Raw genomic sequence first — 20,661 nt, 5'->3', positions numbered from 1 at the left:
CTCCGCCGCGCCCGCCAGCGGGCGCGGCACGCTCCTGTTATGCGACGTCTTGCGCGGCAACGTCCGCCATCTGTGCCAGTGCCGCCACGGCCAGGCCATATCCCTTGACGCCCAGCCCTGCCATCACCGCTCGCGCCACCGGCGAGATCCACGATTGGTGGCGGAACGCTTCACGCGCGTGCACATTGGTGACGTGGTACTCGATCACCGGCAGCGCGGTGCCGCGGATGGCGTCATGCAGCGCGATCGACGTATGCGTGAGCGCACCGGCGTTGAGCACCACCCCGATCCCTTCCCCCTGCGCGCACAGGCGGCCCGCCTCGTGGACCCAGTCGATCAGCACTCCCTCGTGGTTGGTCTGCCGGCACACCGCGCGCAGGCCGAAGCGCTGCGCGGCCTCCTGGCAGATGCGCTCCACATCGGCCAGCGTCTCGCTGCCATACAGCGCCGGCTCACGCGAGCCGAGCAGGTTGAGGTTGGGACCATTCAGCACCAGCACCGATGGCATGGCTTCTCCTGACTCAGATGAAGAATTGAAAACACGTAGGAAGGACGCGGCTGCGCCATTCGCACGGCCAGCGTCGCAGCCTACCGCCAACCACTCACCAAGTAGAGCCCGTCCATGGAAACTCAGAATGCGCGCCTGACGAACAATGATCCCTTCCTGCGCGACCTGCGCCTGTTCTGCGTGGTCGCGCGCCGCGCCAGCTTCATCGCCGCGGCCCATGAGATGGGCCTCTCGCCAGCGCACGTGAGCAAACGCATCGCCATGCTGGAGGCCGGCGTCGGCGCCAGGCTGTTCCACCGCACGACGCGCCGCGTCAGCGTGACGGCGGACGGCGAGAACACGCTGGCCTGGGCGCAGAAGATCCTGGATGACGTGGACAATATGCTGGAAGCCGTGGGCGGCTCCGGCCGCGCCGGCGGCGAGCCGCGCGGCCTGCTGCGCATCGCCACCAGCCTGCGGCTCGGGCGGCGGCACGTGGCGCCCGTACTGGCCTTGCTACGCCAGCGGCATCCGGGGCTGGAGGTCTGGCTGGAACTGCTCGATCGCCGCGTGGACCTGATCGGCGAGAACTTCGACCTCGACATCCGCGTGGGCGAAGTGCACGAGCCGCACCTGATCGCTGCCCGCCTGGGCAGCGGCAGCCGGGTGCTGTGCGCGGCCCCGGCGTACCTGGCGCGGCGCGGCGTGCCGCAGCAACCGACCGAGCTGGCCGGGCACGACTGCCTGCTGCACCGCGAGCGCGACCAGGCCTTCGGCGTCTGGCGCCTGCAGGGCCCCGACGGCGCGCAGACGGTCAAGGTCGGCGGACCCATGGCATCGAACCACACCGACGTGACGCGCCAATGGGCGCACGACGGCTACGGCATCATCATGGCCTCGACCTGGGACGTGGCCGACAGCCTGCGCGCGGGGCAGTTGGTGCGCGTGCTGCCGGACTGGCAGCAGCCGGCCGACGTGTGGGCCGTCACCAGCGCGCGCGCCTCGGCCTCCGCCCGCATGCGGGCCTGCATCGACTTCCTCAAGGCCAGCCTGGCGCACGGACCGCACGCACTGGCGAGCGCCCCCGGCCGCTAGTTAGTCCAGCCGGCCTCCACCCCTGCCTGGAGCAGCGAAGGCACAGGATGGCCGCCTACAGCACCCGCATGATCAGCAACGCCGTGTCCTGCAGCACTTGCAGCACGCGGTCCAGTGCCTGCTCTGCCGTCTCGTCGCCGATCGGCATATTGACCGACAGCGCGGCGATCACCTTGCCGTGGCGGTCGCGCAGCGGCACCGCGATGCCGCGTACCCCGATCTGTAGCTGCTGCTCCAGCATCGCGTAACCGCGCTGACCCGCCTTGCGGATCTCCTCCAGCAGGCGGTCGTGCTGCAGGATGGTGTAGGGCGTGTAGGGCGCCAGGACGCAGGTCTCGAGCCATTCGCGCACCTGCTCCTCCGGACGCGAGGCCAGCATCATCACCCCGGCCGAACCCAGCGGCGCCGGCACCCGCGCGCCCAGCACGAAGCCCGTGCTCATCACGCGGCTGGCGCTGGTGCGCGCGATAAAGACCAGTTCCCACCCGTCGAGCACGCTGAGATAGGCCGCTTCGCCGAGCTGCGCAGTGATCTGCTGCAGGAAGGGCTGCACCGTGCGCGGCAGGCGCGCTGAATCGAAGTAGGACCAACCCACCTTGAGCACGCGCGGCGTCAGACTGAACAGCGTGCCGTCGCTGGTGGTGTAGCCCAGGTGCTCCAGCGTCAGCAGGTAGCGGCGCGCGGCGGTGCGTGTCAGGCCGGTGAGCTGGGCCGCCTGCGTCGGCGTCAGGCGGGGGTGGTCGTTATCGAAGGCCTCGAGGATGGCCAGCCCCTTCTCCAGCCCGGCGATCCAGTCGCGCCGGTTCAACGGTTCCTTTTCCATGGTTAACCCTGATAACGAGCGAAAGCCGCTCACTGTTGAGCGATTGTCGCACGCTTGAGCGCGAATGGTGGTTGTTGGCCAGCAGGACGTTTCCTATTCTCTGCTCTGCCGCATGACCATCCCCCGCTCCGCCATGACCACCGCGCCCCGCCCCCTGCCGAAGTCGATTGCCACCGTCTCGTTGTCGGGCACGCTGCCCGAAAAGCTGGAGGCCGCCGCAGCGGCCGGGTTCGATGGCGTGGAGATCTTCGAGAACGACCTGCTGCAGTTCGATGGGTCCCCGGCGGCGGTGCGCCGCATGGCGGCCGAGCTGGGACTGCAGATCTTCCTCTACCAGCCGCTGCGCGACTTCGAAGCCATGCCGCGCGAGCAGTTCGCGCGCAACCTCGCGCGCGCCGAACGCAAGTTCGATGTCATGGAGCAGCTCGGCGCCGGCATGGTGCTGGTGTGCAGCAATGTGCAGGACGCCACAGTCGACGATCCGGCACGCGCTGCCGACGACCTGCGCCGCATGGCCGAGGCCGCGGCCCGCCGCGGCCTGCGCGTGGGCTACGAGGCCCTCGCCTGGGGCCGCCACACACGCCGCTGGCAGCAGGCGTGGGAAATCGTCCACCGTGCCGACCATCCCGCGCTGGGACTGGTGCTCGACAGCTTCCATACGCTATCGCTCGGCGACTCCCTGCAAGGCCTCGACGCGGTGCCGGCCGACAAGCTCTTCTTCGTCCAGCTTGCCGACGCGCCTCGCCTGTCGATGGACGTGCTGTCGTGGAGCCGCCACTACCGCAACTTCCCCGGCCAGGGTGAACTGCCGGTGACCGGCTTCGCGCGTGCCGTGCTGCAGGCCGGCTATGCCGGGCCGCTGTCGCTGGAGATCTTCAACGACACCTTCCGCGCGGCGCCGGCGCAACTGACCGCGCAGGACGGGCTGCGCTCGCTGATCTGGCTGGAGTCGGAGGCCGGCGGGGCCGCACTGCCCGCCGCGCCAGTGCTGGCGGGCGTGGACTTCCTTGAGTTCGCCGTGGATGCCGCCGCCGGCCAAGCGCTGGCGCTGCGACTGGAGGCGCTCGGTTTCGTCCATGCCGGCAGCCACCGCACCAAGGCGGTCGAGCTTTACCGCCAGGGCGAGGTCAACCTGATCCTGAACGCTGAGCCCTACAGTGCGGCCGCCGCGCATTTCGCGCTGCACGGTCCGTCCGTGTGCGCCGTCGGCCTCAAGGTCGACGACGCCGGCCGGACCATGGCGCGCGCCCGCGCGCTGCGCTGCCAGGAATGGCGCGGAACGATCGGCCCCGGGGAACGCGCGATTCCGGCGCTGCGGGCGCCCGACGGCATGCTGTTCCACCTGATCGACGACCAAGGCGCCGAGCGCAGCATCTACGAGAGTGACTTCGCGCTCGCGCCCTGGACCCGGTCGGGAGATCCGCAAGCGGCGGCCGGACTGACCGGCGTCGACCATCTCGCCCAGGCGCTGCCCGCCAACCGGTTCGACAGCTTCGTGCTGTTCTATCGCACGGTGTTCGGCATGCAGCCCGACACCTTGCACGAGCTCGCCGATCCGTACGGCCTGGTCAAGAGCCGGGCCATGGTCAGCCCCGGCGGGCAGGTGCGCATCCCGCTCAACGTGTCCGACAGCGGCATAACCACCACCGGGCGCTGCGTCCAGGCCCATGCCGGTTCTGGCGTGCATCACGTCGCCTTCCGCTCGGCGGACATCGAGCGCACGGTGCAGGAGATCGACCGCCAACGCGCCTCCATGCTGCCGGTACCGGCCAACTACTACGACGATGTGGCCGCGCGGCTCGCGCTCGACGACGGCTTGCTGGCACGCCTGCAGCGCCTCGGCATGCTTTACGACCGTGACGCCCACGGCGAATTCCTGCATGCCTACACCGCCCCCTTCCAGCAGCGCTTCTTCTTCGAGATCGTGCAGCGCAGCGACTATTGCGGCTACGGCGCGGCCAATGCCGCGGTGCGCATGGCCGCGCTGACGCAGATGGATCCCGCCTGAGCCTATCTGAACCCGTACCGTGCGACACACCGCCGCGGCATGCGTTACTGGGTTCGCAACGCACGCCCCGGCAGCTTGCTTTCCCGCACGGACACCAGGGTGCCGCCGATCCCGCTCGCCGCGATCAGCGCCACGCCGAGCAGCGACCAGCGGTCCGGCAGGTAGTCGAAGACGAGCCAGCCGCAGAGCATGGCGAAGCCGATCTGCAGGTAGAGGTAAGGCGTCAGCAGGTTCACCGGCGCACGGGCATAGGCCAGCACCAGCAGCAAGTGTCCGGCCGTGCCCGCCAGCACCATGCCGGCCAGCAGGCCCCAGTGCCGCGCCGTGAGTTGCGACGACCAGGCGCCGGGCAGCGCTGCCGACAGCAGCAACGCTGCCACCAGACCCGTATAGAAATGCGTCGCGGCGGCGCCATCGCGGCTGGTCAGCACGCGCGTCAGCAACTGATAGACCGTATTGCACAGCACCACGGCGAGCGGCAGCAGCAGCGCGGCCTGGAAGGCGGCGCGCGGCCGGATCACCAGCAGGGCGCCGGCCAGGCCAGCGAACATCAGCCACCAGCGCAAGGTGGAAACGCGCTCGCCGAACAGCAGCGCGGCCGCCACCGTCATGGCCAGCGGCGTCAGCATCACCACCGCCGTGAACTCGCCGACTGGCAGCACCTGCAGGCTGAAGAAGGCGCAGACGCTGGCCAGCAGTATCGTCACCGCGCGCAGGCATTGCAGCCACGGCCGCCGCGAGCGCAACAGGGCCCGGCCGCGCGCCGGCAGCAGCACGGCCCCGGTCATGGCGGCCTGCGCCAGGTAGCGCAGCCACAGGGCCATGATCATCGGCACCGCCGTGCCGGCCATCTTGGTCAGGGTATCGAGGGCGGCGAAGCAGGCTACCGCAGCGACCATCAGCGCGACGCCGCGCAGGGAACCGGGGGCGCTCACGGGCGCCTTCCGGCGCGGGACGCGCGGCTACCGAACGCCACCGCCCCACCCATGCCGTCTTGATGCCGGGACACGGGAGGCCTGCACCGCCCTGCCTCCGGCGCGTCGGCCGCTGTCATGCCTTCCCGCCGCTTCATCCGCCCCCTCCGCCCTTTTCGCTCGATGTGCCCGACAGCTTACCCGGGCACGGGGAGGCGATCGTCGAGGCCGCGGGCAACACAGCATGTCGCGGCAGCGAACAATGCTGCTGGCGGGTCCACCACTCATTGATGAAGTCGAAACCGATGCAACTTTCGGAATTCGCTGATTCCCGGCCACCGGATCAGGTATTTACGATCATCTCACCCAACGGGTAATCCCGACATCAAAGCCCAAATGCCCATAACGAAGGAGTAGAAAAGGTGGAAAACGTACCACTGCAGGCTCCCGGCATCAAAATTCTCGCTTGGCTATTTTTTCTTACCGTTGCAACACCCATGCTCCTGACATTGGTGGCCACCTTTCTCGCAGGACGAACAAATCACACCAGTTCAGTTGCCCTCACTGCCGCCATAGTCATACCGGTTTTCCTTGTCCTTTCATATTTCCTTTTCCGCCTTGATCTATCGATAGACAATAACAAGCTTGTTCTCGCGAGCAGCTTCTACAGGATAGACATTCCTCTATCTGAAATAGGAAAAGACTTGAAGATCGTCGATCTATCAGGCAGAAAATCAGTGAGATTGAAATTCCGCTCCAATGGATTCAGCCTACCCGGTTACCATTCGGGATGGTATGTAGATGGCGACGACCGGAAGATATTCGCCGCACTCACTTCAACAAGGGCACTGTACATTCCCACGAACTGTGGGTTGGCAATCCTGGTAAGCGCCAGGGACCCCAACAGCCTGAAGCTTCGGCTTGAGACGCTTGCGGGTCTCCCAGTACCTGGGCGTATTCGTTGATGGGGCCGCAGGGGATGCCTTCGCGCTCCAGCGCCTCCACCCAGTTGAGCTCAGCGCGTCTGGCCGCGCGCAGGGCTCAAAGGATCGCTTGCAGTCCCTTGTCCGCGATAATGTTCAGCAACTTGAGAGCCGGCCCGGCCGGCCGGGTCTCGCCTTGCTCCCACTTGCGCACGGTCGACGCAGTGGTATGCAGATGATGTGCAAATACTGGCTGGCTGAACTTCAGTTGTTCGCGCAAGCGCTTGATGTCGGCTGCGCTGAACTCCCGCACCGGCGGCGGGCAGATCGCGTCGAACTCGCGCATCGTCACCTTGCCAATTGCGCCAGCCTCGTGCAACGCAGCCAGATCGCCGCGCAGCGATTCAATGATCTTGCTCGTCACAGCAAATCTCCATTAATACGCCTGCCTGCAATGCCTTCACCAGGTTCTCGGCCGTCAGTTCCAGGAACACCTTGGCGGCATACTTCAGCGCCCGCAACTCATCCTGCGTGACATTCGCTTTATCATTCTTCGGGAACCCGTGCAGGAACACATAGCGGCAACCAATGCGGGCCGACAACAGTGTGCGGTACCCACCGCTCTTGCCACCACCCGGTCGAGCAATCCGCTTCTTGTACAGGCAGCCGCCCAGGTCCGCATCCACCAGACCGTCCTCCATCTCTCTGACTGCCTTGCACAAGGTGGCATCGGGCAATTTCTCGCCCGCCTGCCACCGCGCAAAATCCTTGCGCTTGAGGACAACCATGCAGATTCGACTCCTTGACTATACCCGTATCGGGTATGACTCGCCAGTTCCGCCATTGCACGCATAGGGTGAGTCTGAGTCGCCACATCATCGAGCGCGAAAGCACCCAGCCCCCGAGCGGCGGAAGGCCGCTTCGATCCATTCATACTCCTCGTGTATGGCGCAGGACCAGCTCATGCATCGGCTTGCCCCGCGAACGCGGAGTTCGCACGCAGGCCGAGGCCCGCGCCGTGCACGATGCTAGGGTGGGAAGAAGGGGGCAGGATTAGGAAGTCTCTGCTTCCGAGTCGCTAGGCAGCTGGCAAGCGAGCATGCGGAGCAGGCTCACCGCATGTTCGTCGGGCATGAGCAACTGCCCTCAAATCACGCCGTGCTCCCGCAGCGCCGTGTCGTAGCGCACCTGCAGTTCTTCCAGCACCTGGGCGTAGTCGCTGATCGGGACGCAGGGGATGCCTGCGCGCTCCAGCGCCTCCACCCAGCTGAGTTAGCACGTGATGGCCTGCCTTGGCGAGGCGTGCGCTAACCCAACACAGATGTATCGGCATTTGTGTCCTCCGCTTTACATCTAGCCGATGTAGCCCAAATCACCGACCCGAAGACAGCAAGATCTTCAAATGTTCTTGTCACTATCGCTAGATCTCTAATAGAATTGACCAACGCCGATTGAAGAAGGCGACCGACCGCCTGGAGACAGATATGCTGACCCATGAAGAGAATGAACTGTTGTGCCGCGTAGAAGGCGATGCCCCGATGGGGAAGCTGATGCGCCGGCACTGGACCCCTGTCTGCCTGATTGAAGAAGTCAGCGAACCGGATGGCGCGCCGGTCAAGGCGCGCGTTTTCGGCGAGGACCTGGTCGTGTTCCGCGACAACGAAGGCCGCGTCGGTGTGATGGACGAGTATTGCCCGCACCGCCGCGCCTCGCTGGTGTACGGCCGCAATGAAGACGGTGGCCTGCGCTGCCTGTACCACGGCTGGAAGTTCGACGTGCTGGGCAATGTGCTGGAAATGGTGTCCGAGCCGGCGGCCAGCGGCATGACCGAGAAGGTCAAGCACAAGGCCTATCCTACGAAGGAATGGGGCGGCATGGTCTGGGCGTACATGGGTCCGCAGGACGCTATTCCAGAATTCGTCGCACCCGCTTGGGCACCGACCGCTGACACCCGGGTAAGCATCGCGAAGGCACTGCTGCCGTGCAACTGGGCACAGATCCTTGAGGGCGCGATTGATTCCGCACACAGCTCAAGCCTGCATTCGTCCGACTTCGTGCCGGCAAGAGTCGGCGGCGCCGAGGCAACGTCGAAGAACTGGCTGCGCCCGTCCACCGACAAGGCACCGCGCCTGCAGGTCGAGCGCACCCAATATGGCTTCCGCTACGCTGCACTGCGCCGCCCGATCTTCAACGCCAACACGCACGACTACGTGCGCTCCACCGTGTTCGTTGCACCCGGCACCGTGCTGATCCCGCCCAACAACCTGTATAACGTCGCCAACATCAACGTGCCGATGGACGACACGAATACGGCGTTCTACTTCATCGCGTGGGGCGATCCCGCGACGACGCCGGAAACCGAAACCTGGCGCAAGTTCCTCCATCAACAGATCGGCCCCGATCTGGACGAGCGCTACCGTCCGCTGCGCAATCACGAGAACCGCTTCTGGCAAGACCGCCAAGCCATGAAGGCCGGCAATTTCACCGGCATCACGGGCTTCCCGAACCAGGACATCGCCATGTGGGTCACGATGGGTCCCATCGCCAATCGTTCGGACGAGCGTCTGGGCGCGAGCGATCTCGCCATTGTCGAATTCCGTCGCCGCATGCTCGATGCCATCGCCGAATTCCAGCAGGACGGCGAAGCCATCGGTACCGGCGCAAAGGCGATCCCGCAGACGATCTGTTCGTATCAGGCAGTGGTGCCGAAGGAAACTGACTGGCGTGCGTACGGCGCTCGTTATGTCAGCGCGAAACATGCGTTGCCGGATGACGAGCCCGCAGCGATCGCGACCGACTATCAGGTCAGGCAATAAGCGATGAAGCCAGCCATGGAACAGCGCCGATTGCGCATCGGGGTGGCAGGACTGGGGCGAGCGTTTTCGCTGATGTTGCCCACTTTCCTTCAAGACCCGAGGGTTCAACTCGTCGCCGCGTGCGACCCGCGCGAGGAAGCACGGCAGCAGTTCGCCGCCGATTTCGGCGCACGGACCTACGCAGACGTGCGGGACTTGGCCGGCGACCCCGATGTGGAAGTCATCTACGTGGCCAGCCCCCATCAGTTTCACGCGCAGCACACCGAAACTGCCGCAGCCAACGGCAAGCACGTGCTGGTCGAGAAACCGATGGCGCTCAACGCGGCCGACTGCGATCGCATGATCGCCGCGTGCCGGGCTGCACACGTGCATCTGATCGTTGGACACTGCCACAGCTTCGATACGCCGTACCTGCGCACGCGCGAACTGATCCGTTCGGGCAATTTCGGCGCGGTGAAGATGATCCAGGCTTTCAACTACACCGACTATCTATACCGGCCGCGCCGCCCGGAGGAACTCCTGACGGCCGAAGGTGGCGGTGCCGTATTCAGCCAGGCCGCGCACCAGGTCGATATCGTGCGGATGCTCGCGGGCTCGCGTGCGACGCGCCTGCGCGCAAGTGTCGGCCGATGGGACTCGAAGCGCCCGACCGAAGGCGCGTATTCGGCACTGATCTGGTTCGAGAATGGCGCCTATGCCTCCCTCTCGTACAGCGGTTATGGCCACTTCAACAGCGACGAGTGGATGGGCTGGATCGGCGAGATGGGCGACCACACAAGTCCGGATGCCTACGGTGGCGCCCGGAGGCGGCTGGCGACCCTCTCCTCCTCGCATGATGAAGCGCAGCTCAAGGCCGCCGGCACGTATGGCGGCGCCGCATACAAGCCGCCATCGACCGCGGCAGAGGAGCCGACACGCTGCCATCAGCATTTCGGCCCGGTGATCGTGGCGTGCGAACACGCCGACCTGCGCCCCCTGCCCGATTCCATCATCGTGTACGGCGACCGGCAACGAGAGACGCTGCCGCTTTCCCACCTCACCGTGCCGCGCGGTGAAGTGATCGACGAACTCTACGAGGCCGTCATCGCGGGGCAGGCGCCTCTGCATGACGGTGAGTGGGCAAAAGGCACGCTGGAGATTTGCATCGCCATACTGGAATCGAGCGAAACGGGCAAAGACGTGTCGCTCTGATCCTCGCCAGAAAACAAAAGGCCCTCGCACAGCGAGGGCTTCTTGTTTTTGTGTGGCTCGGCGGGCAGCCGACGAGGACCGCCCCAGCCAACACTACGCGCCTAGCGCCTCAACCCGCAGCGAGAAGTCCACCGCCCTGACGTGCTTTGTGAGCCCGCCAACGGAAATGCGGTCCACGCCCGTTTCCGCAATCGCACGCAGCGTCTCCTTCGTCACGCCGCCTGACACCTCCAGGCTCGCGCGCCCGTTGTTAATGCGCACCGCCTCCCGCATTTGTTCCAGCGAGAAATTATCGAGCAGGATTGCGCCGGCGTCTGCAGAGAGCGCTTGCGCCAGTTCATCCAGCGTCTCGACCTCGACCTGCACCGGCACACCCGCATCAAGTACCTGCGCAGCGCGCACCGTCGGTGCAATCCCACCACCCGCTGCGACGTGGTTCTCCTTGATCAGGATCCCGTCATACAGTCCTCGGCGATGGTTCTCGCCACCACCGATGCGCACCGCATACTTTTGCGCCAAGCGCAGTCCGGGCAGGGTCTTTCGGGTGTCGAGAATCCGCGCCCTTGTGCCCTTGACGATCTCCACCAAGGCGTGCGCCGCTGTGGCCACGCCCGACAGCAGTTGAATGAAATTGAGCGCCGTGCGCTCCGCAGTCAGAATGCCGCGCGCCGGCCCGGCCATCTGGCACACCGCCTGCCCTTCGCGCATCCATTCGCCTTCGCCAACGAACCACTTGATCGTGATGCACGGCTCGCACTGCCGCAGGGTTTCTTCAAACCATGGCCTGCCGCACAGCAGCGCAGCTTCGCGCACCGTGAGAACCGCCTCGGCCGAGGCAGCAGGGTCGACGAGCTGGGACGTCCAGTCGATATTGCCAACATCTTCCGCGAGCGCTTCGCAGACATTGCGCGTCATCGCCGCGCGGGTCGCTACATCCATTTGAATGGTCCGTATACTGTGCGAAAAAAACTGCATGAGATCGACAGCGGCCGCACTGATGCGCCGTCGCCAATCCAATGACATTGAATATGTGAAGAAGGGAAACCTGGCAACGACCGACGCGAGCCGCACGCGTCAGGTATCTTCCTACTCCTCGCCGCGCGCGGCGATCAGACTGCCCATTTCCCGCGTGGACGGAATCCGCAGCGCCGGATCATTCGTCTCGGCTTCGTCACGCGACATGTTTTCGATGATCGCCAGGAGCACCTTGCGCGCAATGTTGATCTCCGTGGTCTTCAGGCCCTTGACACTGATCTCGTTGACTTCTTCAGCCAGTGGAACGAGCTTGTTTTTCAGGCTACGGCCGCGGGCCGTGAGATACACGTGCGTGTTCTTGCGATTGTCAGGGGCATAGCGACGCTCGACGTATCCGAGCTTTTCCATCGCGGACACCGCGCTGAACGTGGTCGGTGTGGTGGTGCCGGCCTCGTCGCTGAACTCCTTCTGCGTCAGCCCGTCGGTGACCCACAGGATGCGCAGGAACGCCCAGTGGCCAAATGAGACCTCATGCTGCGCCAGGCGCATTTGCAGTCCGCGCACCATCGCGCGGGCTGCATCCTTGACCAAGTGGGCAAGACGATCATCCGGCACGGCCTCGCGCCAATGCCGCAGGATGGGATCCTCCCTGGAGGCCTTTGCCTTGCCGGAAGAACGTGTTGCAACCATGCTTTCCTCGCCGTGACTGTCGCCAAAATGGTTCACATCATAGCGCGTTCACCAGTGCGCGTGCCGCTTGGTGGCCGCGCACAGATGCCCTGCAAATACCAGATGCGCGACGGTGTCAACGCCCATTGCGGGATCAGATCTTGAAGCTCTCCAGGCTGGCTGGGTGGAACAACTCAGCCGGCTGAAGACGACGGCTCGACAGCCCCTCAGCGTGGTGCTGCGCCAGGAAGCGGTCGACCACGTGCTCATTGTTGGCGAATCCGTACGACCAGAAATCGTGACCCATCAGGCGTCGCGCGTTGCGCAGTTGGTCTTCGATGAACGGAAGCGTGACCTTGGTGGCCGACGTGTCGCTCAAACGTGCGAGCGCCACTTCCTTCGAATGCTCGAAGGCCTTCACGATGGCGCCGGGCAGCCACGGATGCTGCTCGGCCAGTGTCTTTCGGATGCCGAGCGTGTGCATGATCGGGAACAGCTTGCGGCGCTCGTACCATTCCGCGGCGCTCTTTTGCGGGTCGTCGAACAGGTACTTGACCTGCGGGTGCCCACGGTCGAAACACGACGGTGCACGCGGCCCGATCACGCCGTCGATCTCTCCCTCGGCCAGCAGATTCGAGATCGTCTTGCCTTCCGGTGCGTTTTCAAGCATGACGCCTTCCGGCAGCTTCAGCGAGATCTTCTCCACGCGCGTCGGGTCTTCGTAGCCGCCGCGCACCCACCGGATGTCCGACGCCTTCACGCCATACTCCTCTTCGAGGAACATGCGGACCCACACATTGGCCGTGAGTTGGTATTCGGGCACGCCGATTCGCTTGCCCTTCAGGTCTTCCGGACGATTGATGCCGCGATCGGCACGCACGTAGATCGAGCTGTGCCGGAACGCACGCGACGGGAACACCGGCACAGCGATGTACGGCGAGGTACCTGCGGCCGTCTTGACCGAATAGCTGCTGAGCGAAAGCTCGCAAATGTCGTAGTCTGCGTGGCGGAATGCACGGAAGAAGATCTCTTCCGGATCCTGCAACATGAACACAGGATCCACGCCGTCGATCTGGACGTCGCCGTCGATCAGCGGACGCATCCGGTCATAGTTGCCCACGGCGATGGAAAGTTGAAGCTTGCTCATTTATGTTCCTTTCTAACAATCGAAATCGATCCGTTGCGTGTTCTCACGCACCGGATTTCGGTGCCTGTTGCTCACGTGGCACGCCGAAGAGGACGGCAATACCACCAGCGAAGACCAGTACGGCAACCAGCAGGATGCCCGCCGAGAAACTACCCGTCACGGTCTTCACCCAGCCGAGCACAATCGGGGCGAAGAAGGCCCCGACCTGGCCGAGACTGCTGATGACGCCGATCCCGCCCGCGGCCGCCTCGCCCTTGAGGTAATTCGGCGGAATGGTCCAGATGATGGCTGCGGCGGCGAAATAGCTCACCGAAACGAGGCTCAGGCACAAGATCGCAGCGGCCGGGTTGTGGGTCAGCAGCGTCAACAGCGTTGCTCCCGCGGCACCCGCCGTCGTAGACAGAAAGAAGTGCCAGCGACGCTCAAGCCGCATATCGGAGCTGCGTGCAATCAGCAGCATGGCAACGGCGCCAACGATGTAAGGCAAGGCCGACAGCAAGCCGATCTCCAGTATGTTGGAGATGCCCGTCTGCTTGATGATGGTTGGCGTCCAATAGTTCAGGATCGTGCCGCAAATGGGTACCGTGGCCCAGCCTGCTGCAATCACATAGACGCGCGGGTCGCGCAGCGCAACGAGGAGGCGGCTCGGCGCGCTTTCCGGTTTCTGGCGGTGTTCTTCCTCCAGGGCGGTCACGACGATGCGCTTCTGCGCGGCAGTCAGCCACGTCGCATCCTGCGGTTTGTCGACCAGATAGAACCAGGCAAACACACCTGCAAGCACAGCCGGCAGACCCTCGAGGAACAGCAGCCACTGCCAGTTGCGAAAGCCCCAGACATCCGTGAAATTCTGGAGAATCAGGCCCGAAAGCGGGCCGCCGATGATGCCGGCCACGGCAATCGCCAGCAGGAATCGCGACGTGATACGGGCACGGCGCTTGGCCGGATACCAGAACGAGAGATAGAGAATGATCCCCGGCCAGAAGCCCGCCTCCGCCGCGCCGAGCAGCGTCCGGGCGAGGTAGAACTGCCAGGGCGCGTTCATGAAAGCCATGGCGGTGGAAATGGCGCCCCACAACAGCATGATCCGCGTCACGGTCTTGCGTGCGCCGATGCGCCTGAGGAGCAACGTGCTCGGCACTTCGAGCAAGATGTAGCCGATGAAGAACAGGCTCACGCCGAGCCCGTATGCGGCATCGCTCAGTCCCAGGTCCTGCTTCAACTGCAACTGCGCGAAGCTGATATTGACGCGATCGAGATAGTTCAGTACCCAGCAGAGGAACAAGAAGCTCATCAGCCTGAGTGTGATCTTCCGATAGGTCGCCTCGACGGCTACGGAATCGGTGCTCAGATGCGGGGGCGCATCGGCGTAGCTCAACGTGGAATCTTTCATGTCTTTGTCTCGTGGGGGCGTGTTGTCGACTCGATCGGTCGGACCTCCACGCGGGACGGTGGCGGCCTATCGTTGCCAACTTTTTCATTAGACGTCTAGTTATTAGACTACGAGGCCCGGTTGTCGCTGACAAGTGAGGGTTTATACCAACCGAAAACTTCAACCGTCGATTACGTCGCTTGCGTAATTAGATATCTAGTCATATGATACAAGCCACCCACCGAAGCGGAACGAATCAAGTAGAGGGAGACAGGCATGACTACCCAGGAAAGCGGTTTTCTGCGGCTGAAGATCGCGGAGAAGGAGAAGATTGCACGCGACATCTGGCGCTTTGAGCTGACCGATCCGCAGGGCGCGCCGCTTCCGCCGTTCGAAGCCGGATCGAATTTGACCGTCGTGGTACCCAATGCCATGCGCCGCAGCTATTCCCTCTGCAACGATTCCCAGGAAAGTCATCGCTACGTCATCGCGGTCAAGCGTGACAGCAACGGGCGCGGCGGATCCATGAGCCTGATCGACAACACGTCCGCAGGTGATCTGATTGACGTATCCCTGCCGCGAAACGAATTCCCGCTCGACGAGCGCGCGAAGTCGTTCATTCTTGTCGCGGGTGGCATTGGTATCACGCCGATGCTCTCGATGGCTCGCCAACTGAAGGCGGAAGGCTTGCGGGATTTCAAGCTGTACTACCTGGCCCGCGACCCGGAGGGTACGGCGTTCCTGGATGAGCTCGGCAGCGACGAGTGGCGCTCGACGGTGAAGATTCACCACGATTTCGGCGACCCCGCCAGATCATTCGACTTCTGGACACTGTTCGAGCGGCCCAAGGCAGCACACATCTACTGCTGCGGCCCGCAGATGCTGATGGACACGGTGCGCGACATGACGGGGCACTGGCCGTCTGGCACCGTTCACTTTGAAAGTTTCGGCGCAAACAACGCGAACGCGCAGGTGAACACGCCGTTCATGGTTCAGCTCAAGCGCACCGGCACGTCGCTGGACGTCCCGGCTGATCGCTCCATCCTTGAGGTGCTGCGCGCCGCAAACGTGCACGTTGCGAGTTCATGCGAAAGCGGTACCTGCGGATCCTGCCGGACCGCGCTGTGCTCGGGTGAGGTGGATCATCGAGATCTGGTGCTGCGGGACGACGAGAAAGCAACGCAGATCATGGTCTGCGTGTCGCGCGCAAAATCGGGCGAACTGATACTGGACCTCTGAGCCAGCATCAATGGCAACGCCCCTGCTCGGCTGTTGCCTACCAGGTAAATCGGTTTGAGCCGACGGCCTTCGCGCAGCCAGTAGAATGGGAGCAGCTGGGGGCAGTATCCCTCGATACATCTGCGACGTGCGAAGCTGCCGACACGTCAGCGCCGCGGTTCCTGCATCGCGTCCCTGGTGCGACACACGGGCACAACACGAGACCTTGAACATGAACGACCAGACTTCCTCCCGCGCCCCATCGACCCGGGATGCCAGTGCGCCGATGCCGACTAGCGACAACAGTCTCGCTTGGTCCGATGCGCGTCTGCTCGGGTTCACTCCCATGGACGACGTGCATAAGGAGTTCTACGTGCTTGCGCTGAAACTGGTGACCTGCTCGGATGCGAGCGCCGCGGAAGCGATCGAACAATTCGAGCAGCACGCGATCAGCCATTTCGGGCAGGAAGACGAATGGATGCGCTCCACCAACTTCCCCCCGCGGGATTGCCACGTCGACGAGCATGCCGCTGTGCTGAAGTCGGTCGGTGAAGTCAAGCAAGCTGTCGCACAGGGGAAGGCCGGCGCCGACCTGGTTCGAGACATCGGGATGGCCCTTTTTGACTGGTTCCCGGGTCATGCCGACTACCTGGATTCCGCGCTGGCTGCCTGGATGACCAAACAGAACATGGGGGGAAAGCCCATCGTGTTGCGCCGGAAGCTTGACTGAATGGCTCACGGGCTCCGCGTACGAAAATCCAGCACAAATTGCTGCCAGAATGAGTCCCCACCATTGACGATTGGCTCTCCGTGGCGCATGGAGAGCCAATCAGCCAAACCCATCCCTCAAATCACCTTCCGCTCCCGCAGCGCCACAATCTCCTCCTCGCTCTTGCCCAGCACGCCCGACAACACCGCGTCGGTATGCTCCCCGAGCCGTGGCGGCGCCGCGTCATAGCGCACCGGCGTGGCCGACAGACGCAGCGGACTCTTCACCGTGGGGCACAGACCACCGTCGCTGCGGGTCAGGTCGACCTGCAGTTCGCGGTGGCGCACCTGCGGGTCTTCCAGCACCTGGGCGTAGTCGTTGATGGGGCCGCAGGGGATGCCTTCGCGCTCCAGCGCATCCACCCAAAAGGCGGTGGGCCGGGTGCGCATATGCGCTTCCAGCATGGGCACCAGCGCATCGCGGTTGACCAGGCGGCCGGGGCCGGTACGGAAGCGTTCGTCGGCGGCCAGGTCGGGGCGGTCGACGCCGCGGCAATAGGCTTGCCACTGCCCGTCGTTGCCGGCGGCCACGATCATGTAACCGTCGGCGGTGGCGAACACGTGGTAGGGCACCATATTGGCGTGGGCGTTGCCGAAGCGGCCAGGCACCTTGCCGGTGATGCGCTGGGCGATGATGGGCGTGGCACCCACCGCGACCACGGCGTCGAGCAGGGCGATGTCGATGTGCTGGCCTTCGCCGGTGCGCTCCGCGTGGCGCAGCGCGGCCAGCACGGCGACGGTGGCGTACATGCCGGTGAGCATGTCCACCACGGCCACGCCCACCTTCTGCGGGCCGCCGCCGGGCAGGTCGTCGCGCTCGCCGGTGATGCTCATCAGGCCGCCGATGCCCTGGAAGATGAAGTCATAGCCCGGCTTGTGCGCGCTGGGGCCTTCCTGGCCGTAGCCGGTGATCGAGCAATAGACCAGGGCCGGGTTGACCGCCTTGAGGCTGTCGAAATCCAGCCCGTAGCGCTTCAGGTCGCCGACCTTATAGTTCTCCAGCACGATGTGCGACTTCGCCGCCAGTTCGCGCACGATGGCCTGCCCTTCGGCGCTGGCGATGTCCAGCGTGAGCGAGTGCTTGCCGCGGTTGGCGCCGGCGTAGTAGGTGGCGTCGCGCGAGGGCTTGCCGTCGCCGTCGGGCAGCCAGGGCGGGCCCCAGGAACGGGTGTCGTCGCCCACGCGGGGGCGCTCCACCTTGATCACCTCGGCGCCGAGGTCGGCCAGGTTCTGCGCGCACCACGGGCCGGCCAGGATGCGCGAGAGGTCGAGCACGCGCACGCCGTCCAGCGCGCGCGCGCCGGATGCCGGCTTGGCTGCGGTCGGTGCCGTCATGCGCGGAACTCCGCCACGCCGTTGCTCAGCACCGTCACGTCGCGCGCGGGAATGCGCGCGTCGAACAGCACGCGCCCACCGCCCTCGCGCCACATGCGCACCTGCAGCGTTTCGCCTGGGAAGACCGGGCGCGAGAAACGCACGTTCAGCTCGGCAAGGCTGTCGCCGTCGCCATCGGCGCAGGTGTCGATGAGCGCGCGCGCGGCCACGCCATAGGTGCACAGCCCGTGCAGGATGGGCCGGTCGAAGCCAGCCTTGCGCGCCACCGCCGGATCGGCGTGCAGCGGGTTGGGGTCGGCATTCAGGCGGTACAGCAGCGCAGCCTGCGGCAGGATGGCGATCTCGCGCACCACGTCCGGCGCGCGCGCCGGCGCGGCCGGCAGCGGCTCGGGCGCAGCGTCGCCTTGCCCGAAGCCGCCGTCGGCGCGGCAGAAGGTGGTTTGCGCCAGCGTGGCCAAGGCTTCGCCGGTGGCGTCGTCGATCAGCGTGCGCTCGGTGATCACCAGCGCGCCCTTGTCGGCACCCTTGTCGATCACGTGCGAGATATGAGCACGCGCGCGCACGGTGCCGGCTGCCGGCAGCGGGCGGTGCAGGCGCAGACGCTGCTCGCCATGCACCACCTTGACCCAGTCGATGCCGGCCTCGGGGTTCTGCATCCAGAAGCCCGGGTAGGCCAGCACCACGGCCTGCGTGGGGAAGGCCTTGAGGCCGTCCTCATAGACGTAGCGCAGCTGGCGAGAGTCGACCGGGTCTTCGCCCAGGCCCAGTCCGAGCGCGTAGAGGATGGAGTCCTTCTCGCCGTAGGCCTGCGTGATCTCGGGGAAGGCCCAGTGCTTGATGCGGGCGTAGTCGAGCGCCATATCAGATCGGGTCCCAGTTGATCACGTCGGGCGAGCGCTCCAGCTTGAAGAAGCTGTTGCGCATGGCGGGCAGCGCGATCTCGGCGATCGATTCCGGCGTCCAGCCTTCGGACAGGTGCACCGAGCGGACCGGGCGCGGCTGGCTCATCAGCATGATCTCGTTGGCGCGCACGGCGAAGATCTGTGCGTTGACCTCGCGTGCGGCGTCGCTGGCCAGGAACACCGCCATCGGCGCCACCTTGCCGGCCTCCATCTTCTGCAGCTTGGCCACGCGTGCCTTCTCTTCCGGCGTTTCCGACGGGATCGAGCTGGTCATGCGGCTCCAGGCGAAGGGCGCGATGCAGTTCGAGCGCACGTTGAAGCGCTGCATGTCCAGCGCGATCGACTTCGACAGCGCGGCAATGCCCAGCTTGGCCGCCGAGTAGTTGGCCTGGCCCAGGTTGCCGATCAGGCCCGAGGTGGACGTCATGTGCACGTAGGCGCCGCTTTCCTGGTCCTTGAAATAGTTGGCCGCGGCGCGGCTGACGAAGAAGGTGCCGTTCAGGTGCACGTCGATCACCGCGCGCCACTCTTCCTCGTTCATCTTGAAGAACATGCGGTCGCGCAGGTTGCCTGCGTTGTTGACCACGGCATCGATGCGGCCGAAGTTGTCGAGCGCACACTGCACGATGGCGTTGGCGCCGTTCCAGCTAGACACGCTGTCGGTGTTGGCCACGGCCTCGCCGCCGGCGGCGCGGATCTCCTCGACCACGCGGTCGGCGGGCCCCTTGTCACCGCCTTCGCCGGTCAGCGACACGCCCAGGTCGTTGACCACCACCTTGGCGCCCGCGGCCGCCAGCGCCAGTGCCACGCCACGTCCGATGCCGCCACCCGCGCCGGTCACCAGCGCCACCTTGCCTGCCATCACTCCACTCATCGCTTCTACTCCTGTTGAATACACGGGTTCGGGCGCGTGGCGGCGGATCCGCCGCGCGCTTGGATTCTTGCGTCGTTTATTCCAGCTTCACGCCGGCATCGCGCACCACCTTGTTCCAGCGCGCCAGCTCGGCGTCGATATGGGCGCCCAGCGCCGCTGGGGTCGATCCGACCGGCTCGTAGCCGTTGGAAGCGATCTGCGCACGCAGGTCGGGCTGCGCCAGCACCGCGGCGATCTCGCGGCTGAGCCGGTCGACGATGGGCTGCGGCGTTCCCGCCGGCGCCAGCACGGCGTACCAGCCATTGATGTCGAAGCCGGGCACGCCGGCCTCGGCCAGCGTCGGCACCTCGGGCGCCATCGCCGCGCGCTTGGCGCTGGTCACAGCCAGCGCCTTCATGCGGCCGGCGCGGATCTGCGGCATCGAGGTCGATATGCTGTCGAAGGTGAGCTGGATGTCGCCGGCCAGCATGGCGTTGACCACCTGCGCGCTGCCCTTGTAGGGCACGTGCGTCATCTTGACGCCCGCCATCGCGTCGAACAGCTCGCCCGCCAGGTGGCCGGTATTGCCATTGCCGGCCGAACCGAAGGTGATCTTGCCCGGCGCGGCCTTGGCCGCAGCGATCAGCTCGGGCACCGTGCGCGCCTGCAGCGAGCCGCTGGCCGCGAGGATCAGCGGCAGGTTGGCCACCAGCGAGACCGGTGCGAAATCCTTGCGTGTGTCGTAGGGCAGCTTGGGATACAGGCTGGGATTGATCGCGTGCGCGGCCAGCACCATGATCAGCGTGTAGCCGTCAGGCTTGCTGCGCGCCAGCGCCTGGGTGGCAATGGTACCGCCCGCGCCGGGCCGATAGTCGAGCACGATGGGCTGGCCCAGCCGCTCCTGCAACTTGGCCCCGAGCGGGCGCGCCAGCAGGTCGGCGCTGCCGCCGGGCGGATAGGGAATCAAGAGCTGGATCGGGCGCGACGGCCAGGCATCGGCCGCGCGCGCGCCGTGCGGCACGACGGCCACTGCGGCGGCCGCCAGCACGCCGGCCAGCAGCAGGTGCCGGCGTACGCTGCCGGAGAACCGCGCCGACCGCAGCGGCGCGATGGTTCGGTTGGTGAATATTGTCTTCGCCATCCTGGTCTCCTCTGCTTGCTCTTGTCT

At 65.1% G+C, this 20,661-nt stretch carries 20 protein-coding genes; 7 read left to right on the top strand and 13 right to left on the bottom strand.

What is annotated here, in order from left to right; translation table 11 throughout:
* Window positions 1–37: 37 nt before the first annotated feature.
* Window positions 38–508, bottom strand: coding sequence for a type II 3-dehydroquinate dehydratase (gene aroQ, locus AC1Z3O_RS21105; RefSeq protein WP_483517839.1), 471 nt, complete (start codon window positions 506–508; stop codon window positions 38–40).
* Between the two features lie 114 nt (window positions 509–622).
* Between aroQ and AC1Z3O_RS21100 the strand changes: the two genes are divergently transcribed.
* Window positions 623–1,582 carry a LysR family transcriptional regulator gene (locus AC1Z3O_RS21100; protein ID WP_483517838.1) on the top strand — a complete coding sequence of 320 codons (960 nt, stop codon included), beginning with the start codon at window positions 623–625 and terminating at the stop codon, window positions 1,580–1,582.
* 55 nt (window positions 1,583–1,637) lie between these two features.
* Here AC1Z3O_RS21100 and AC1Z3O_RS21095 read toward each other — a convergent pair whose 3' ends face one another.
* Window positions 1,638–2,405 (bottom strand): IclR family transcriptional regulator domain-containing protein, encoded by a 768-nt coding sequence (locus tag AC1Z3O_RS21095; protein WP_483517836.1) that lies wholly within the window; start codon window positions 2,403–2,405, stop codon window positions 1,638–1,640.
* 133 nt (window positions 2,406–2,538) lie between these two features.
* On the opposite strand from AC1Z3O_RS21095, the gene AC1Z3O_RS21090 reads away from it, so the two are divergent.
* Window positions 2,539–4,413, top strand: a complete 1,875-nt coding sequence (locus AC1Z3O_RS21090) for a bifunctional sugar phosphate isomerase/epimerase/4-hydroxyphenylpyruvate dioxygenase family protein (protein WP_483521881.1) — start codon at window positions 2,539–2,541, stop codon at window positions 4,411–4,413.
* A 44-nt stretch (window positions 4,414–4,457) separates the two neighbouring features.
* Here the strand turns inward: AC1Z3O_RS21090 and AC1Z3O_RS21085 are convergent, their stop codons facing one another.
* Window positions 4,458–5,348, bottom strand: coding sequence for a DMT family transporter (locus AC1Z3O_RS21085; RefSeq protein WP_483517835.1), 891 nt, complete (start codon window positions 5,346–5,348; stop codon window positions 4,458–4,460).
* A 401-nt stretch (window positions 5,349–5,749) separates the two neighbouring features.
* Between AC1Z3O_RS21085 and AC1Z3O_RS21080 the strand changes: the two genes are divergently transcribed.
* Window positions 5,750–6,292: a PH domain-containing protein gene (locus AC1Z3O_RS21080; RefSeq protein ID WP_483517833.1), complete on the top strand. Its 543-nt coding sequence runs from the start codon at window positions 5,750–5,752 to the stop codon at window positions 6,290–6,292.
* Between the two features lie 76 nt (window positions 6,293–6,368).
* Here AC1Z3O_RS21080 and AC1Z3O_RS21075 read toward each other — a convergent pair whose 3' ends face one another.
* Entirely contained in the window at window positions 6,369–6,674 is a 306-nt protein-coding gene (locus AC1Z3O_RS21075; protein ID WP_483517832.1) for a helix-turn-helix domain-containing protein, read from the bottom strand.
* A complete protein-coding gene (locus AC1Z3O_RS21070) occupies window positions 6,655–7,038 on the bottom strand; it encodes a type II toxin-antitoxin system RelE/ParE family toxin (RefSeq protein WP_483517831.1) in 384 nt (127 codons plus the stop codon). Before AC1Z3O_RS21070 ends, AC1Z3O_RS21075 begins: the two co-directional genes overlap by 20 nt.
* Window positions 7,039–7,734: 696 nt before the next feature.
* Here AC1Z3O_RS21070 and AC1Z3O_RS21065 point away from each other — a divergent pair.
* Both AC1Z3O_RS21065 and AC1Z3O_RS21060 read left to right on the top strand, forming a co-directional pair.
* The gene (locus AC1Z3O_RS21065) at window positions 7,735–9,066 is read left to right on the top strand and encodes a Rieske 2Fe-2S domain-containing protein (RefSeq protein WP_483521879.1); all 1,332 of its coding nucleotides are present in this window, start codon (window positions 7,735–7,737) and stop codon (window positions 9,064–9,066) included.
* Window positions 9,067–9,081: 15 nt separating this feature from the next.
* Complete coding sequence (locus AC1Z3O_RS21060) at window positions 9,082–10,257, top strand: Gfo/Idh/MocA family protein (protein WP_483521877.1); 1,176 nt, start codon at window positions 9,082–9,084, stop codon at window positions 10,255–10,257.
* Between the two features lie 93 nt (window positions 10,258–10,350).
* On the opposite strand, the gene nadC is transcribed toward AC1Z3O_RS21060, so the two are convergent.
* The 4 genes from nadC to AC1Z3O_RS21040 all read right to left on the bottom strand — a co-directional run bounded on the left by nadC (window position 10,351) and on the right by AC1Z3O_RS21040 (window position 14,438).
* A complete protein-coding gene (gene nadC / locus AC1Z3O_RS21055; protein WP_483517830.1) occupies window positions 10,351–11,196 on the bottom strand; it encodes a carboxylating nicotinate-nucleotide diphosphorylase in 846 nt (281 codons plus the stop codon).
* A gap of 147 nt (window positions 11,197–11,343) precedes the next feature.
* Window positions 11,344–11,922 (bottom strand): MarR family winged helix-turn-helix transcriptional regulator, encoded by a 579-nt coding sequence (locus AC1Z3O_RS21050; RefSeq protein WP_483517829.1) that lies wholly within the window; start codon window positions 11,920–11,922, stop codon window positions 11,344–11,346.
* 133 nt (window positions 11,923–12,055) lie between these two features.
* Window positions 12,056–13,048, bottom strand: a complete 993-nt coding sequence (locus AC1Z3O_RS21045) for a PhnD/SsuA/transferrin family substrate-binding protein (protein ID WP_483517828.1) — start codon at window positions 13,046–13,048, stop codon at window positions 12,056–12,058.
* 43 nt (window positions 13,049–13,091) lie between these two features.
* On the bottom strand, window positions 13,092–14,438 hold the full coding sequence (locus tag AC1Z3O_RS21040; protein WP_483517827.1) for an MFS transporter: 1,347 nt from the start codon (window positions 14,436–14,438) through the stop codon (window positions 13,092–13,094).
* A 255-nt stretch (window positions 14,439–14,693) separates the two neighbouring features.
* Between AC1Z3O_RS21040 and AC1Z3O_RS21035 the strand changes: the two genes are divergently transcribed.
* Window positions 14,694–15,656, top strand: coding sequence for a PDR/VanB family oxidoreductase (locus AC1Z3O_RS21035; protein WP_483517826.1), 963 nt, complete (start codon window positions 14,694–14,696; stop codon window positions 15,654–15,656).
* A 211-nt stretch (window positions 15,657–15,867) separates the two neighbouring features.
* A complete protein-coding gene (locus AC1Z3O_RS21030) occupies window positions 15,868–16,365 on the top strand; it encodes a bacteriohemerythrin (protein ID WP_483517825.1) in 498 nt (165 codons plus the stop codon).
* A gap of 116 nt (window positions 16,366–16,481) precedes the next feature.
* Here AC1Z3O_RS21030 and AC1Z3O_RS21025 read toward each other — a convergent pair whose 3' ends face one another.
* The 4 genes from AC1Z3O_RS21025 to AC1Z3O_RS21010 all read right to left on the bottom strand — a co-directional run bounded on the left by AC1Z3O_RS21025 (window position 16,482) and on the right by AC1Z3O_RS21010 (window position 20,634).
* Window positions 16,482–17,738: a CaiB/BaiF CoA transferase family protein gene (locus tag AC1Z3O_RS21025; protein ID WP_483517824.1), complete on the bottom strand. Its 1,257-nt coding sequence runs from the start codon at window positions 17,736–17,738 to the stop codon at window positions 16,482–16,484.
* Window positions 17,735–18,598: a MaoC/PaaZ C-terminal domain-containing protein gene (locus tag AC1Z3O_RS21020; protein WP_483517823.1), complete on the bottom strand. Its 864-nt coding sequence runs from the start codon at window positions 18,596–18,598 to the stop codon at window positions 17,735–17,737. The genes AC1Z3O_RS21025 and AC1Z3O_RS21020 overlap by 4 nt, the downstream gene beginning before the upstream one ends.
* Window position 18,599: 1 nt before the next feature.
* On the bottom strand, window positions 18,600–19,514 hold the full coding sequence (locus AC1Z3O_RS21015) for an SDR family NAD(P)-dependent oxidoreductase (protein ID WP_483517822.1): 915 nt from the start codon (window positions 19,512–19,514) through the stop codon (window positions 18,600–18,602).
* A gap of 76 nt (window positions 19,515–19,590) precedes the next feature.
* Window positions 19,591–20,634, bottom strand: coding sequence for a tripartite tricarboxylate transporter substrate binding protein (locus tag AC1Z3O_RS21010; RefSeq protein ID WP_483517821.1), 1,044 nt, complete (start codon window positions 20,632–20,634; stop codon window positions 19,591–19,593).
* Between the last annotated feature and the right edge of the window lie 27 nt (window positions 20,635–20,661).

Source organism: Cupriavidus sp. 09_S30, from assembly GCF_056930435.1.
Note: the sequence above shows the minus strand (reverse complement) of the source record. Positions and strands in the feature narration are given on the sequence as shown.

Coding starts and splice junctions, on each gene's coding strand:
- aroQ (WP_483517839.1), bottom strand. CDS start 508: ATGCCATCGGTGCTGGTGCTGAATGGTCCCAACCTCAACCTGCTCGGC.
- AC1Z3O_RS21100 (WP_483517838.1), top strand. CDS start 623: ATGGAAACTCAGAATGCGCGCCTGACGAACAATGATCCCTTCCTGCGC.
- AC1Z3O_RS21095 (WP_483517836.1), bottom strand. CDS start 2,405: ATGGAAAAGGAACCGTTGAACCGGCGCGACTGGATCGCCGGGCTGGAG.
- AC1Z3O_RS21090 (WP_483521881.1), top strand. CDS start 2,539: ATGACCACCGCGCCCCGCCCCCTGCCGAAGTCGATTGCCACCGTCTCG.
- AC1Z3O_RS21070 (WP_483517831.1), bottom strand. CDS start 7,038: ATGGTTGTCCTCAAGCGCAAGGATTTTGCGCGGTGGCAGGCGGGCGAG.
- AC1Z3O_RS21065 (WP_483521879.1), top strand. CDS start 7,735: ATGCTGACCCATGAAGAGAATGAACTGTTGTGCCGCGTAGAAGGCGAT.
- AC1Z3O_RS21060 (WP_483521877.1), top strand. CDS start 9,082: ATGGAACAGCGCCGATTGCGCATCGGGGTGGCAGGACTGGGGCGAGCG.
- nadC (WP_483517830.1), bottom strand. CDS start 11,196: ATGGATGTAGCGACCCGCGCGGCGATGACGCGCAATGTCTGCGAAGCG.
- AC1Z3O_RS21050 (WP_483517829.1), bottom strand. CDS start 11,922: ATGGTTGCAACACGTTCTTCCGGCAAGGCAAAGGCCTCCAGGGAGGAT.
- AC1Z3O_RS21045 (WP_483517828.1), bottom strand. CDS start 13,048: ATGAGCAAGCTTCAACTTTCCATCGCCGTGGGCAACTATGACCGGATG.
- AC1Z3O_RS21040 (WP_483517827.1), bottom strand. CDS start 14,438: ATGAAAGATTCCACGTTGAGCTACGCCGATGCGCCCCCGCATCTGAGC.
- AC1Z3O_RS21035 (WP_483517826.1), top strand. CDS start 14,694: ATGACTACCCAGGAAAGCGGTTTTCTGCGGCTGAAGATCGCGGAGAAG.
- AC1Z3O_RS21030 (WP_483517825.1), top strand. CDS start 15,868: ATGAACGACCAGACTTCCTCCCGCGCCCCATCGACCCGGGATGCCAGT.
- AC1Z3O_RS21025 (WP_483517824.1), bottom strand. CDS start 17,738: ATGACGGCACCGACCGCAGCCAAGCCGGCATCCGGCGCGCGCGCGCTG.
- AC1Z3O_RS21020 (WP_483517823.1), bottom strand. CDS start 18,598: ATGGCGCTCGACTACGCCCGCATCAAGCACTGGGCCTTCCCCGAGATC.
- AC1Z3O_RS21015 (WP_483517822.1), bottom strand. CDS start 19,514: ATGAGTGGAGTGATGGCAGGCAAGGTGGCGCTGGTGACCGGCGCGGGT.
- AC1Z3O_RS21010 (WP_483517821.1), bottom strand. CDS start 20,634: ATGGCGAAGACAATATTCACCAACCGAACCATCGCGCCGCTGCGGTCG.